This window comes from Leclercia sp. J807 (assembly GCF_009734465.1).
In the GTDB taxonomy this organism is placed as follows: Bacteria; Pseudomonadota; Gammaproteobacteria; order Enterobacterales; family Enterobacteriaceae; genus Enterobacter.
This window is the reverse complement of the sequence record NZ_CP046446.1, coordinates 2,312,669-2,325,525: the sequence shown is the minus strand read 5'-3', so window position 1 is coordinate 2,325,525 and position 12,857 is coordinate 2,312,669. Positions and strand designations below refer to the sequence as shown.

13 protein-coding genes are annotated in these 12,857 nt (G+C 55.6%); 7 read left to right on the top strand and 6 right to left on the bottom strand.

Going from position 1 to position 12,857, the window contains the following annotated elements; genetic code table 11:
- Positions 1–12: 12 nt before the first annotated feature.
- A complete protein-coding gene (locus GNG26_RS11225) occupies positions 13–1,722 on the bottom strand; it encodes an ABC-F family ATP-binding cassette domain-containing protein (RefSeq protein ID WP_156238722.1) in 1,710 nt (569 codons plus the stop codon).
- Between the two features lie 349 nt (positions 1,723–2,071).
- Between GNG26_RS11225 and GNG26_RS11220 the strand changes: the two genes are divergently transcribed.
- From GNG26_RS11220 to GNG26_RS11205, 4 genes are all read left to right on the top strand, one after another.
- On the top strand, positions 2,072–3,289 hold the full coding sequence (locus GNG26_RS11220) for an MFS transporter (RefSeq protein ID WP_156238720.1): 1,218 nt from the start codon (positions 2,072–2,074) through the stop codon (positions 3,287–3,289).
- A gap of 97 nt (positions 3,290–3,386) precedes the next feature.
- Positions 3,387–3,734, top strand: a complete 348-nt coding sequence (locus GNG26_RS11215; RefSeq protein WP_103824382.1) for a MerR family transcriptional regulator — start codon at positions 3,387–3,389, stop codon at positions 3,732–3,734.
- A 31-nt stretch (positions 3,735–3,765) separates the two neighbouring features.
- Positions 3,766–4,518 (top strand): glucose 1-dehydrogenase, encoded by a 753-nt coding sequence (locus tag GNG26_RS11210; protein WP_156238719.1) that lies wholly within the window; start codon positions 3,766–3,768, stop codon positions 4,516–4,518.
- 142 nt (positions 4,519–4,660) lie between these two features.
- Positions 4,661–5,866, top strand: a complete 1,206-nt coding sequence (locus GNG26_RS11205; RefSeq protein WP_156238718.1) for an NAD(P)/FAD-dependent oxidoreductase — start codon at positions 4,661–4,663, stop codon at positions 5,864–5,866.
- 35 nt (positions 5,867–5,901) lie between these two features.
- On the opposite strand, the gene GNG26_RS11200 is transcribed toward GNG26_RS11205, so the two are convergent.
- A complete protein-coding gene (locus tag GNG26_RS11200) occupies positions 5,902–6,864 on the bottom strand; it encodes an AraC family transcriptional regulator (protein ID WP_231604290.1) in 963 nt (320 codons plus the stop codon).
- A 22-nt stretch (positions 6,865–6,886) separates the two neighbouring features.
- Between GNG26_RS11200 and GNG26_RS11195 the strand changes: the two genes are divergently transcribed.
- Positions 6,887–7,816 (top strand): MBL fold metallo-hydrolase, encoded by a 930-nt coding sequence (locus GNG26_RS11195; protein ID WP_156238717.1) that lies wholly within the window; start codon positions 6,887–6,889, stop codon positions 7,814–7,816.
- A 73-nt stretch (positions 7,817–7,889) separates the two neighbouring features.
- On the opposite strand, the gene GNG26_RS11190 is transcribed toward GNG26_RS11195, so the two are convergent.
- The 3 genes from GNG26_RS11190 to bdm all read right to left on the bottom strand — a co-directional run bounded on the left by GNG26_RS11190 (position 7,890) and on the right by bdm (position 10,197).
- Positions 7,890–9,587: an NAD-dependent malic enzyme gene (locus tag GNG26_RS11190; RefSeq protein WP_103179618.1), complete on the bottom strand. Its 1,698-nt coding sequence runs from the start codon at positions 9,585–9,587 to the stop codon at positions 7,890–7,892.
- 176 nt (positions 9,588–9,763) lie between these two features.
- Entirely contained in the window at positions 9,764–9,901 is a 138-nt protein-coding gene (gene sra / locus GNG26_RS11185; RefSeq protein ID WP_103824386.1) for a stationary-phase-induced ribosome-associated protein, read from the bottom strand.
- A gap of 80 nt (positions 9,902–9,981) precedes the next feature.
- Complete coding sequence (gene bdm / locus GNG26_RS11180; RefSeq protein ID WP_039028747.1) at positions 9,982–10,197, bottom strand: biofilm-dependent modulation protein; 216 nt, start codon at positions 10,195–10,197, stop codon at positions 9,982–9,984.
- A 365-nt stretch (positions 10,198–10,562) separates the two neighbouring features.
- Here bdm and GNG26_RS11175 point away from each other — a divergent pair, with 365 nt between their 5' ends.
- Positions 10,563–10,991: an OsmC family protein gene (locus GNG26_RS11175; protein WP_103824387.1), complete on the top strand. Its 429-nt coding sequence runs from the start codon at positions 10,563–10,565 to the stop codon at positions 10,989–10,991.
- Positions 10,992–11,015: 24 nt separating this feature from the next.
- Here the strand turns inward: GNG26_RS11175 and GNG26_RS11170 are convergent, their stop codons facing one another.
- On the bottom strand, positions 11,016–11,921 hold the full coding sequence (locus GNG26_RS11170; protein ID WP_156238716.1) for a LysR family transcriptional regulator: 906 nt from the start codon (positions 11,919–11,921) through the stop codon (positions 11,016–11,018).
- Positions 11,922–12,046: 125 nt separating this feature from the next.
- On the opposite strand from GNG26_RS11170, the gene GNG26_RS11165 reads away from it, so the two are divergent.
- Positions 12,047–12,796 carry an SDR family oxidoreductase gene (locus GNG26_RS11165; RefSeq protein WP_103824389.1) on the top strand — a complete coding sequence of 250 codons (750 nt, stop codon included), beginning with the start codon at positions 12,047–12,049 and terminating at the stop codon, positions 12,794–12,796.
- Positions 12,797–12,857: the final 61 nt, after the last annotated feature.

Sequence of the window (12,857 nt, the reverse complement as noted above, 5' to 3'; positions counted from 1 at the left end):
CCGGGCGATCTCCTACAGCTGCGCCGTCAGCGCGGCAATCTCCACCAGCCACTGCGCCTGAAGCTGCGGCTTCTGATGTTTAGGCTTACGCAGCCGATCTTCTTCCAGCAGTCTTTCCAGCGTAATCAACCGCTCTAACAGATCGTCAGTGGGTTCAGCCTGGCTGACGGACGGGGTAGCGGGGACCGGTTGGGCTTGTAATCCGCTCTCTTCCCGCAGCCGGGCAAACACCGCGTCGGCATCGTGCCATTCGCTGAGTTGGCCCTTTTCAATCAGCCAGAAGCGGTTACAGCTCTGACTGATTAACTGCCGATCGTGGCTGACCAGCAGCACGCCACCCTCGTACTGTTGCAGCGTTTCGGCCAGCGCCTCTTTGCCTTCCATATCCAGATGGTTGGTCGGTTCGTCGAGCATCAGCAGGCTAAAGCGGGCCAGCGTCAGACCAATAAACAGCAGCCGGGAACGCTCACCGCCGCTGAGCGTGCTGACCTTTTGCCCGTGGCGCGCCCAGGCGAATCCGGCGGAGATCAGCGCCATCTTGCGATCCTGGATGTTCGGTGCGAAGGGCTCCAGAGCGTCAATCAGCGTGGCGTCATCCGCCAGTTGATGCAGAGTCTGGTCGTAATAGCCCATTGCCACGCGCGGGTGGATCTTCAGCCCGTCCTGCGTTTCCCCGGCATTAAACTGCCGCCAGATCAGCCGCATCAGGGACGATTTTCCACAACCGTTGCGTCCGACAATCGCCACCCGATCGCCGCTTTTGAGCCGGACGTTCTCTACCGAGAATAACGCCGGCAGGCCAGGGGCAGGCGGAACGTCGAGGGCGTCAACTTCCAGCAGCCGGTCGGCGCGCAGCGCATCGCCACGAAGGGTTAAAGTCCATGGCGTGCCGGTGGTTAACGCCGTCTGGCTCTCCTTCAGCCGCTCCACCTGACGTTCCATCTGTTTGGCTTTGCGGGCCAGATCTTCGTTGTCGTAGACCTTGCCCCAGGTCGCCAGCCGTTTCGCGCTGGCGGTGACCCGGTCGATCTCCTTTTGTTCCGCTTTATGGCGCAGGGCGTCGCTCTCGTCTTTCTCTGCCAGCGCCTGACGGGCGCGGGTGCAGGGAAGGGCGAAGTAGTGCAGCGTTTTGTCGCGCAGGATCCAGCTGCCGTTGGTGACGGCATCCAGGAGCTGTCTGTCGTGAGACACCAGCACAAAGCTGCCGGGCCAGTTTTGCAGGAACTGCTCCAGCCAGAGTAGCGTCGGCAGATCGAGGTGGTTGCTGGGTTCATCCAGCAGCAACAGATCCGGCTCGTTTATCAGCGCTCGCGCCAGCAGCAGACGGGTATGCTGGCCGCCGCTGAGGGTCGCCGAGGGCAACGCCATATCGTCCGGGGTAAAGCCCATGCTCGCCAGCAGCGTTTCTGCCCGCCAGCGCAGGCTTTCACGCTCGGCTACCGGCAGTTGCGCCAGCACCGCATCCAGCATAGTTAACGGATAGATCGTCTCCGGAAGATGCTGTTCCACCCGCGCCATCAGGCAGTGGCCAGCCAGCGCCACCGTGCCGGAAAGCGGCGTTTCGGTGCCATCGAGGATCTTCAGCAGGGTACTTTTGCCGCAGCCGTTATCGCCCAGCAGACCAATGCGGTCGCCTTTTTTCAGGCTAAAGGTGAGATCGTTAAACAGCGTGTCAAAGGCAGTATCAACACGGAGAGAAAGTGCAGTCAGTAATGTGCTCATTTGCTTACTCAAGAGTTACAGGCATGGAAATGCCTCGTCAATCAACGCTGACGATAACCCGGTAAGCCCGAGAGAAGGGATGTCTTAGGTGTCTTCGCTCAAGCCGAAGTTATCGCAGCACGAAACCGATAACGCTTGAGCAGGTGCGATCACCAAGGTGGAATGAAATATCAAAGATTTCATTGCACAGCATAATTAGCCTCCTTTTTATTCAGTGGGTTGATGGATGAAGCGAGTGTAGCGGGGAAGGTGCCTTTCAGCAAGGAATGTTAGTTGGTTGCATTTTGAAACCACATCATCTAGCCTTTATTTGGTTTTATTTTAAAACCAATTCAGAGGGTGTGAGAGCATGAAAGTGGAAATGGCGTTATCGCCGGGTGAGGCGAAACCTGCGGGTCTGTCGCGTAGCCTGGTTTGGCTCTTTGCGATCGCCAGCGGAATGAGCGTGGCGAATGTCTATTACGCGCAACCGCTGCTGGATGCGCTGGCGCAGGATTTTGCTATCAGCCAGGCGGCGGTCGGCGGCGTTATCACTGCCACCCAGGCCGGTTGTGCGCTGGCGCTGCTCTTTCTGGTGCCGCTGGGGGACGGGATGGATCGTCGTCGATTGATGACGATCCAACTTCTGGCACTGGTGGCCGCGCTGGTAGCGGTGGGGATGGCGCGAACCGCGCCTGTGCTGCTGGCCGCGATGCTGGCCGTTGGCCTGCTCGGTACGGCGATGACCCAGGGGTTGATCGCTTATGCGGCGAACGCGGCTGCGCCTCACGAGCAGGGGCGTGTGGTGGGGGCAGCGCAGGGTGGGGTCTTTATCGGGCTGCTGCTGGCGCGGGTCTTTGCCGGGGGCGTGAGTGACCTTGCAGGCTGGCGCGGAGTCTATTTCTTTGCCGCATTCCTGATGCTGATGATTGCGATCCCGCTGTTGCGAGGGCTACCTGCTACACCAGCGGTTAATGCTACGCTCAGCTATCCGCGCCTGCTCGCCTCAATGGTGACGCTGCTTCGTCAGGAAAAGGTCTTACAGGTCAGGGGCATCCTGGCGCTGCTGATGTTTGCGGCGTTCAATATTTTCTGGAGCGCGTTAGTACTTCCCCTGAGCGCCGCGCCTTATCACTTTTCCCACACAGCCATTGGCGCATTCGGGATGGTGGGGGTGATTGGTGCCCTTGCCGCCGCCCGGGCCGGGCAGTGGGCCGACCGGGGACTGGCGCAACGCACCAGCGCGATGGCGCTTCTGGCGCTGCTGTTGGCCTGGTGGCCGCTGTCGCTGATGGAGATGTCACTCTGGGCGCTGGTGATCGGCATTGTGCTGCTGGATCTGGGCGGTCAGGCGCTACACGTCACCAATCAGAGCCTGATTTTTCGCACCCGGATAGATGCGCACAGTCGGCTGGTTGGCCTCTATATGCTGTTTTACGCCGTCGGCAGCGGGCTGGGCGCGATTGGCACCACCTTCATCTGGGCCCATTTTGGCTGGCAGGGAGTGTGTATGCTGGGGGCGATGGTCAGTTTGCTGGCGCTGGTGTTCTGGTGGGTGACGGAAACCCCGAAAAGAGCGGAAAGATAAGGGTTGTAATATTCGCTTACATTCATTCTTCACGCAGTCGCTTTACATTGACACTAGTGTCAATGTTGTACGTTAAGACCACAGCGAGGAGAAGCGTATGCGTCCGTCCGATTTGGCAAAACTCACCGGCGTAAGCACCCGGGTACTGCGTCACTATGAGTCGAAAGGACTGATTCAGTCACGACGAATGGATAATGGCTATCGTGATTTCGATGCGAAGGAGGTCGACAAGGTCAGATGGATAACCTCATTGATAAAATGCGGCTTCAGTACCCGACAGATCGCTGAGCTGGAGAAATTTTCCCAGGTCAGCGATATGGATGATGAGCGTTTTATCATGTGTCTGGCGCAGCACCGGGATAAGTTGCAGGCGCTCGACGTCCTGATCGCATTATTAAATGAACGGCGAAATGCCCTCGCTGCACGTATTCATAGCTATGAATAATCGCTATCTGTTATTGCACGTGAGATGAAATATGAAACGATTAGAGAATAAAGTCGCCTTAATTACCGGCGGCAGCAGTGGTATTGGTCTGGCAACGGCAAAAAGATTTATTCATGAAGGCGCCAGGGTTGTAATAACCGGCAGAAATGAAGAGACGCTAAATCAGGCTATGCAGATCCTTGGCGATAATAATGCCAGCGCGATAGCGTCCGATAGTAGTGATTTAAATAATCACGATACGCTCTTTTCAACGATTGAAAAGCAGTACGGCAAACTGGATATCGTTTTTGCCAACGCGGGCATTATTTTACTTTCTGATTTCCCTGGGTCCACGGAACGGGACTTTGACCGTCAGTTTAATATTAATGTCAAAGGTACTTTCTTTACCGTTCAGAAGGCGTTGCCGCTGATGTCGCAAGGGGGATCAATCATTCTGACCTCCTCTGTCGCGCATCATAAAGGCCTGGACGGGCACAACATCTACGCGGCAACCAAAGCCGCATTGCGTTCTTTCGCCCGCAGCTGGACAACGGATCTCAAAGACCGGGGGATCCGGGTGAACTGCCTGAGTCCGGGCCCCATTGCCACGCCTATCATCAGTAAAATGGGCGTATCGGAGGCCGAGCGTGAGCTGTTTGATATGCAGGTGGCGAGCCGTATCCCGGCCGGACGCTTTGGTTTACCCGAAGAGGTGGCAGCCGCTGCGCTGTTCCTGGCTTCTGACGAAAGCAGCTTTATTTCAGGTATTGATCTCAGCGTCGATGGCGGTATGGGCCAGATTTAAAACGATAATTTTTCTGCCGTTCGAAAAAATATCAAAATCGATGAGATGCCATCAATTTTGATGAAGTTTTTGCCGGTGATTTCCTCTATGTTTATTTCCGGCGATATCAATATCCTTATCTGAATCAATTGCAGGTATTAATATGAACAAACGTATTATCGTGGCCGGTGCCGGCTTTGCAGGTATGTGGGCGGCTATTTCTGCGGCCAGGCTGGTGCATTTAAATAATGCAGACGATCGGGTGGATATATTTCTTGTCTCACCTGAGCCGAAATTAACCATACGCCCACGACTGTATGAGGCCGTTCTTGACAGTATGGACCCCTCTATTCTGGAAGTACTTCAGGCGGCGAATGTGAAATATATTCGGGGCCGCGTCGTTGATATTGATGCGAAAAATAAAACCATTACCGTCAGCAAGCCTGAAGAAGAGAGTACGGTCAGTTTCGACAGTTTTGTGCTGGCGGCGGGCAGCCAGGTTTTCCATCCGGAGCTCGACGGGCTGAAAGAGTACAGCTTTGATGTCAGTTCGCTGGAAAAGGCCCGGGAGCTTGATAACCATTTACAGGCCCTGGCCAGGGCGCCAGATTCGCAGGCGCGAAACACCGTTGTGGTCGCCGGGGGCGGATTAACAGGGCTGGAGACGGTAACGGAAATGCCGGAGCGCCTGAATGCTCTGTTTGGTGCGCAGAATAAAGCCCAGGTCATCATCGTCGATAATGCGGCCAGAATTGGTCAGGCGATGGGGGAGCAGGCCTGCGAGATCATCAACCAGGCGCTGAGCAGCAGTGGCATCGCAGTGCGTACCGGCGTCAGGGTTTCGGCCATCAGTGCCGATGGGGTGACGCTCTCGGATGGCGAATTTATTCCCAGCAACACGGTGATCTGGACCGCCGGAATGCGCGCGAATCCTTTAACCCGCTTTATTCCCGGTGAACACGATCCGTTAGGGCGTGTGACAGGCGACTCCTGCTTACGGGCACCGGAAGCCAGCTCCATTTTCGTCACCGGCGATACGGTGAAGGTGCCAACGGACAATGTGGGCAACTATAACGTGATGTCCTGTCAGCATGCGATGAGCCTGGGCCGCGTGGCCGGCCATAACGCAGCGGCGGAGCTGCTGGGGCTGCCGCTGCATCCCTACAGCCAGCCTAAGTATGTCACCTGTCTCGATCTGGGCAAATGGGGCGCCGTTTATACCGAAGGCTGGGATCACCAGGTCATCTATCAGGGCGAAGAGGCCAAAAAAATTAAGCAGGAAATCAATACCCAGTGGATTTATCCCCCCGAGCCCAACCGGGAGAAAATGTTCTCTGTTGCTAACCCGGACTACGTGATTGTGCCGTAATGTTTAACGCCTGCGATGGGCTACGTTGCGGGCTTTTATCCGGTGACGCTGTTCTTTTTACGCCACTGGCTAGGGGTTAATCCCGTCATTTTTTTGAACGCACTGGTAAACGCGTTTTGCGAACTGTACCCGCTTTCCAGCGCTATTTCAGACACCTGTTTATGGGGTGTTTGTAACTGAGCAAAAGCGCGTTCCATCACGCGTTGCTTGAGCCAGCCATACGGGGTCAGGCCAGTGCTGTTTTTAAACGCGCGACAAAAGTGTGCAGATGAGATACCCAGCTCCGCCGCCAGAGCCTGGATCGTGATATCCCCGACGGGACTGCTGTCGAGAATATCAAGCGAATGCTTAAGAGAACGTGGCGACAACACGGCGGTGCTCTGCTGCGCAGGCAGGGTGAGAGAGGCGTGGTTTTGTATCAACTGGACCATAAGTGCAAGCATTAGATGCTCACAGAGCAATTGTTTGATTTTGCTTTGTTCCGACAGGGCATCGCTGATGGCTGAGATGATATTTGCCGTGGTTTTATCATAATGCGCCGTCCGCAGCAGTAGCTCAGCAGGGGGCGCATCCACTTGCTGTAACAGGGATTTGAATAGCGGATCAGGGATATAAAAATGAATTACGTCAACGGCGCCATACATATCCCAGCGCGAGGTACTGCCGAGGGGAATGGTTGAGATTGTGCCCTCCCGGATAGTCTCTTTGACGAGTTTGTTATTCGTTTTGCGCTCAACGCGCTGCATATTGCCGAGGTGGGCAATAACAACGTGTTGATTCAGTGGCGCAATGGTTTCGTGTAGTGGCCCGTGCGGCCAGCGGTAACAGTTCCCTGCCAGGGGGTTACTGCTGGTAACGCTAAATTCTGGCTGATTTTTTAAGACCCTGGTCATCTCCTTAACGGGATCGTTAAGTGCAATCTCATGATTTTTCATGACAATCTTCGCCATGCCGGAAGGGAGGATTTTCAGAGTATAGGCGAATTTGTCATTCACCATCTCTCTATTATCAGGAGGTACTATGGAATTATCTAACGTCGCGGCAGAGCCGATGGCCGCCAATGATTACGCGCAAGATCCTGACGCTGTTCCTTCGCGCTACCCGCTGAAGGTTGGGGACATTGATGTCCTTGTTGTCAGCGATGGGGTATTGTCGTTGCCGGGACCCATGCTGGGACATAATGCCGACCCGGCCATCAGAACCGCCTGGTTTGAGGAGAAGTTCCTGCCTTCCGACGAGCTTGAATGGGCACTTAACGTCATTGTGGTGCAGAGCGGCGATCGCACCATTCTTATCGATGCGGGTATGGGGGCAGCCTTCCCCGAGCTGCCACGCGCCGGGCGGACGATCCAGCGGCTGGAGGCGGCGGGCATCGATCTGACTACCGTTACGGACGTGGTGATCACCCATCTGCATATGGACCATATTGGCGGTCTGCTTATCCCGGGCGTGAAGGCGCGTTTACGTGGGGATCTGCGCATTCATGTGGCTGAGGCAGAGGTAAAATTCTGGGCGTCACCTGATTTTTCGCAGGTTTCCATGCCGACAGGCTTCCCGGATGCGCTGCGGCAGACGGCTTCAAGATTCCTGGAGGAATACCGAAGCCAGCTGCATACCTTCAAGGAGAGTCATGAGGTGGCCCCCGGCGTTCTGGTGACACGTATTGGCGGCCACACCCCGGGCCACAGCGTCGTTCGTCTTGCTTCCCGCGGTGAACGGCTGACCTTCGCCGGTGACGCGGTATTCCCGGTCGGGTTCGATCATCCTGAGTGGTATAACGGCTTTGACCACTATCCTGAAGAGGCTGCACGCGTGCGGGTGGCGCTTTTGCAGGAGCTTGCCGCTAACCGGGAGGCATTGGTGGCGACGCATCTCTCATTCCCGGCCGTGTGTCATGTCGCCATCGATGGCAATGTTTTCCGTTGGGTGCCGGGGCCCTGGGAGTATTGAACATCCGCCGGAGTCACTGCGAGAAAAAAAACGGCAATCCGGGATTGCCGTTTTTTGCGTTGCCTTTTTGCTTTTAGATCGATGTCCGACGGTAGCTGCGGTATTCCGGCTTCCAGAAGTTCTCGTCAATCGCCTGCTGCAACGCATCGGCAGAGGTTTTCACCGCCACCCCTTGCTGCTGCGCCATTTTGCCCACGGCAAAAGCGATCGCCTTCGACACCACGTGAATATCCTTCAGTTCCGGCAGAACCAGCCCTTCACCGTTATTGACCAGCGGAGAGTGCTTCGCCAGGGTTTCGCTGGCGGACATCAGCATCTCATCGGTGATGCGCGATGCGCCTGAGGCGATAACGCCAAGCCCAATCCCCGGGAAGATATAGGAGTTGTTGCACTGAGCAATCGGGTAGATTTTGTCCTTCCAGACCACTGGCGCAAACGGGCTGCCGGTGGCGACCAGCGCATTGCCTTCGGTCCAGGCGATGATGTCCTGCGGAGTGGCTTCCACGCGCGAGGTCGGGTTCGATAGCGGCATCACGATTGGGCGGGCGCAGTATTTATGCATCTCGCGGATGATTTCCTCAGTGAAGAGGCCGGTCTGGCCGGAAACGCCGATCAGAATGTCCGGCTTCACGTTGCGGACCACATCCAGCAGGGAGAGCACTTCGTTATCGGTATCCCAGTTTTTGAGGTTCTCGCGCTTTTGCACCAGTTTGGTCTGGAACGGCAGCAGGTTTGGCATGGCGTCGGTCAGCAGGCCGAAGCGGTCGACCATAAAGACGCGGGAACGCGCCAGCTCTTCGCTGAGCCCTTCGCGCTGGGTCTGGGCGATGATCTGCTCGGCAATGCCGCACCCGGCGGACCCAGCGCCGAGGAAGACGATCTTCTGGTAGCTGAGCTGGTTGCCCGCCGCGCGGCTGGCCGCAATCAGCGTGCCGACCGTTACCGCTGCGGTGCCCTGAATATCATCATTAAAGGAGCAGATTTCGTCGCGATAGCGATTCAGCAGCGGCATGGCGTTTTTCTGGGCGAAATCTTCAAACTGCAGCAGTACGTCCGGCCAGCGGTGTTTTACCGCCTGGATGAAATCATCCACGAACTGATAGTACTCGTCGTCGGTGATGCGCGGGTGGCGCCAGCCCATATAGAGCGGATCGTTAAGCAGTTGCTGGTTGTTGGTGCCCACATCCAGCACCACCGGCAGGGTGTAGGCCGGGCTGATGCCGCCGCAGGCGGTGTAGAGCGACAGCTTACCGATCGGAATGCCCATTCCGCCGATCCCCTGGTCGCCGAGTCCCAGAATACGTTCGCCGTCGGTTACCACGATCACTTTGATGTTGTGGTTGGAGACGTTCTGCAGAATGTCATCCATGTTGTGACGGTTTTGATAGGAGATAAACACGCCCCGTGAGCGGCGATAGATTTCCGAGAAACGTTCGCAGGCGGCGCCGACGGTTGGGGTGTAGATCACCGGCATCATCTCGTCGAGATGGTTTTGCACCAGGCGGTAGAAGAGGGTTTCGTTGGTATCCTGAATATTGCGCAGGTAGATGTGCTTATCGATTTCGGTTTTGAATCCCTGGTACTGGATCCACGCGCGTTCGGCCTGTTCTTCGATAGTTTCAACCACTTCCGGCAGCAGGCCTAGCAGGTTGAAGTTGCTGCGCTCTTCCATACTGAAGGCGCTGCCCTTGTTCAGGAGAGGGAACTCCAGCAGAACCGGACCGGCGTAAGGAATATAGAGGGAGCGATTTTTTTTGGCTTTGTTGTCCATGTTACTCACTTAATTTTTGCATATCCGTCCCTGGCACTGTTGTTCATCATCTTCGCTGTCGTGCCCATAGGGGGTGTCAGGCAGGTAGTATAAAGGAGGTGGATGTTAAAAACTGCAACATACAAATAAAAACACCATCGGTTTTGCCGATGGTGTCGGGGATCTTTAGGGAGAACTTACTTTGGTTCGTGGCGTTTTCTGCCGGTGGCGTGGGTGACTTGCGTTTCATTGCCCCCCTCAATCACCACTTTGCGCTGGTTAGACAGCTTGTAGTTCAGTCCCAGAATATGGCGTGCCTGACGGTTCGATTTCATATTGACTCCTCCATCCTGTTGATAGTGATAAGGTGATCGAAATATAACCCTTAAGGTTGCCTCTCCAGCATAGCAGGTTTTTAGAAACTGGCGTGCTGCCCGCTGACAACGTAGTTAATGGTCTGCTGGTAGATATCACTGAGGATGTCATTATCTGAGGCTTCGACCCATTTGGTCAGTTCCATCAAAATATCATCTTCAGTGACAGCGCCCATTTCAGCGCGTAAACCCTGTGCGATAGCATTAACCAGTTCCGGCTGTGCGGATGTCGTATTTGCAGAATAATAATTAAACATGTTGCCTCCGTGTCGTTTTCTGTTTAATGGTCCGGTTCGCAAAAACATCGTGATATTCAGAATGACAAATATTTTTGCCGCTGTGTTTAAGAATCCTCTCAGAAATATTGCTGTCATAAAATCATGCTTTTTCATGATCTTAAAAAATAGAATATATTCTTTGGACTCGTTAAAAATATTCCTGTGTTAGTTGGCCTCTAAAATAAATATCGGCGAGGACGGATTTAAATTACACGGAAAACGCCTGATTGCAATAGCCATAACCTCTCCGACTTCACAGAATAATCCTGATATATCACTCTTTCGGGCTCGCTCTTCAGCGTGGTCTATACTGAATGCTTTGTAAGCCAACAAGGAGAGCAAGAATGACAATTCATAAGCACGGTTCAGCACACTGGTCTGGTGATATTAAACGCGGCAAGGGGACAGTTTCGACGGAAAGCGGCGTTCTTAATCAGCAGCCTTACGGCTTCAATACCCGTTTTGAAGGGGAAAAAGGTACCAACCCGGAAGAGTTGATTGGTGCTGCGCATGCGGCCTGTTTCTCTATGGCCCTGTCGCTGATGCTGGGTGAGGCGGGCTATACCGCCGATTCCATCGACACCACTGCCGATGTCTCGCTGGACAAAACCGACAGCGGTTTCGCCATCAGCAAAGTCGCTCTGCAGAGCAAAGTGACCGTTCCGGGCATCGACCCGCAGCAGTTTGACGGCATTATCCAGAAAGCGAAAGCGGGATGCCCGGTTTCACAGCTGCTGAAAGCGGAAATCACCCTCGACTATCAGCTGAACTGATTGTCTGCCGGGCGTTGCGCCCGGCTATCCCTTCACCGCGGCGGGAAAGACCTCCGCCAGCCACGCGATAAATACCCTCAGACGATGCGTCATATGCCGGTTTTGCGGATAAACCACGTAAAACGGGTAGTGCGGCGGGCGCCACTTGTCGAGGATCTCCACCAGCGTGCCCGCTTCCAGCAGTGCGCCTGCTGAGTATCGAAACGTCTGTATTATTCCCATCCCGGCCACCGCTGCCGCAAGATGACCGTTGCTCTCGTTCACCCCGATATGATGCACAAGATTAATGTCGCGGGTCTCATTCTCATGGGTAAAGCGAAACGGCACGGCGCGCCCGGTTACCGGCGAAAGATAACTCACCAGCTTGTGACCATTGCGCAGCTCCTCCGGGTAGGCGGGGATGCCAAACTGTTTCAGGTAGCCCGGCGTGGCACAGGTGACCATCTCCGCATTGCCAATATGCCGGGCAATAAGCGAAGAGTCCTCCAGCGCGCCGCCGCGGATAACGCAGTCCACATTGCCGCTGATCAGATCCACCGGCCGGTCGGCCACGCCAAGATCGATACGGATAGCGGGGTAGCGGCGGATAAAGTCCGGCAGCGCAGGGATCAGCACGTCTCGCGCCGTTGAGCCGCCCACGTCAATGCGCAGGTGCCCCTGGGGCTGCTGTTTCGCCTGGCTGAAAGAGGTGTCGATCTCTTCGATATCAATCAGCACCCGGCGGGCTTTGTCGTAATAGTCCTGGCCCTCTGGCGTCGCCGTCACCCGGCGGGTTGTGCGTTGCAGCAGCCGCACATCCAGATGGGCCTCCAGCGCTTTCACCAGCTTGCTGAGGGTGGCGATGGGCATATTCAGAGAGTCCGCCGCCCGGGTAAAGCTGCCGGTTTCTACCACGCGCGTAAAGGCGCGCATGGCCAGTAATTGATCCATAGAGAGGCGCTCCGCCACAGAGATTATTCCCACAGGGAAAAAGTGATTTCCATTTTTGCTAATTTTTCGCTAATGCCGCAAGGGCTACAGTGCTTCCACACCAACAATGTGGAAGGAAAAGCAAAATGAACACAGCATTAACAGGTAAAATCGCACTCGTCACCGGCGGCACCAGCGGCATTGGTCTGGCAACGGCAAAAGAGCTGCAAGCCCAGGGGGCGAAGGTCTATATCACCGGTCGCCGCCAGGCGGAGCTGGACAACGCCGTCGCCACCCTCGGCGGGCAGGTCACTGGCATTCGCGCCGACGCCTCCGTACTCGCCGATCTTGATACCGTTTATGCCCAAATCGCCGAACAGTCCGGGCGGCTGGATGTGCTTTTCGCTAACGCTGGCGGGGGCGATATGCTGCCTCTGGGGGCGATAACCGAAGAACACTTTGACCGCATTTTTGCCACCAATGTCCGCGGCGTACTGTTTACCGTTCAAAAAGCGCTGCCGCTGCTGGCCGACAAAGCATCGGTGATCCTGACCGGCTCCACGGTCTCTATTAAAGGCACCGCTAACTTCAGCGTCTATAGCGCCAGCAAGGCGGCGGTAAGAAACTTCGCCCGCTCCTGGGCGCTGGATTTGCAGGGGCGCGGCATTCGGGTGAACGTGGTCAGCCCGGGCCCGATTAAAACCCCTGGGCTGGGAGAACTGGTGCCAGAAGATCAGCGGCAGGGGCTGTTTGATGCTTTAGCCGCTACGGTGCCGATGGGGCGTATTGGCGAGCCGGAAGAGGTGGGTAAAGCGGTGGCGTTCCTCGCCTCCGATGCCGCCAGCTTTATCAACGCTGTAGAGCTGTTTGTGGACGGTGGGATGGCGCAAATCTGACACAAACCAGCCTACCTGAACGTGCCATGGACGGCATGCCTGGCTGTGACAACAGGGATGT

What these genes read in the sequence shown, in the direction of transcription:
- GNG26_RS11165 (WP_103824389.1), top strand. Translation starts at nt 12,047, where the DNA reads ATGAACACAGCATTAACAGGTAAAATCGCACTCGTCACCGGCGGCACC.
- GNG26_RS11175 (WP_103824387.1), top strand. Translation starts at nt 10,563, where the DNA reads ATGACAATTCATAAGCACGGTTCAGCACACTGGTCTGGTGATATTAAA.
- sra (WP_103824386.1), bottom strand. Translation starts at nt 9,901, where the DNA reads ATGAAATCGAACCGTCAGGCACGCCATATTCTGGGACTGAACTACAAG.
- bdm (WP_039028747.1), bottom strand. Translation starts at nt 10,197, where the DNA reads ATGTTTAATTATTATTCTGCAAATACGACATCCGCACAGCCGGAACTG.
- GNG26_RS11170 (WP_156238716.1), bottom strand. Translation starts at nt 11,921, where the DNA reads ATGGATCAATTACTGGCCATGCGCGCCTTTACGCGCGTGGTAGAAACC.
- GNG26_RS11205 (WP_156238718.1), top strand. Translation starts at nt 4,661, where the DNA reads ATGAACAAACGTATTATCGTGGCCGGTGCCGGCTTTGCAGGTATGTGG.
- GNG26_RS11220 (WP_156238720.1), top strand. Translation starts at nt 2,072, where the DNA reads ATGAAAGTGGAAATGGCGTTATCGCCGGGTGAGGCGAAACCTGCGGGT.
- GNG26_RS11215 (WP_103824382.1), top strand. Translation starts at nt 3,387, where the DNA reads ATGCGTCCGTCCGATTTGGCAAAACTCACCGGCGTAAGCACCCGGGTA.
- GNG26_RS11195 (WP_156238717.1), top strand. Translation starts at nt 6,887, where the DNA reads ATGGAATTATCTAACGTCGCGGCAGAGCCGATGGCCGCCAATGATTAC.
- GNG26_RS11190 (WP_103179618.1), bottom strand. Translation starts at nt 9,587, where the DNA reads ATGGACAACAAAGCCAAAAAAAATCGCTCCCTCTATATTCCTTACGCC.
- GNG26_RS11210 (WP_156238719.1), top strand. Translation starts at nt 3,766, where the DNA reads ATGAAACGATTAGAGAATAAAGTCGCCTTAATTACCGGCGGCAGCAGT.
- GNG26_RS11200 (WP_231604290.1), bottom strand. Translation starts at nt 6,864, where the DNA reads ATGGTGAATGACAAATTCGCCTATACTCTGAAAATCCTCCCTTCCGGC.
- GNG26_RS11225 (WP_156238722.1), bottom strand. Translation starts at nt 1,722, where the DNA reads ATGAGCACATTACTGACTGCACTTTCTCTCCGTGTTGATACTGCCTTT.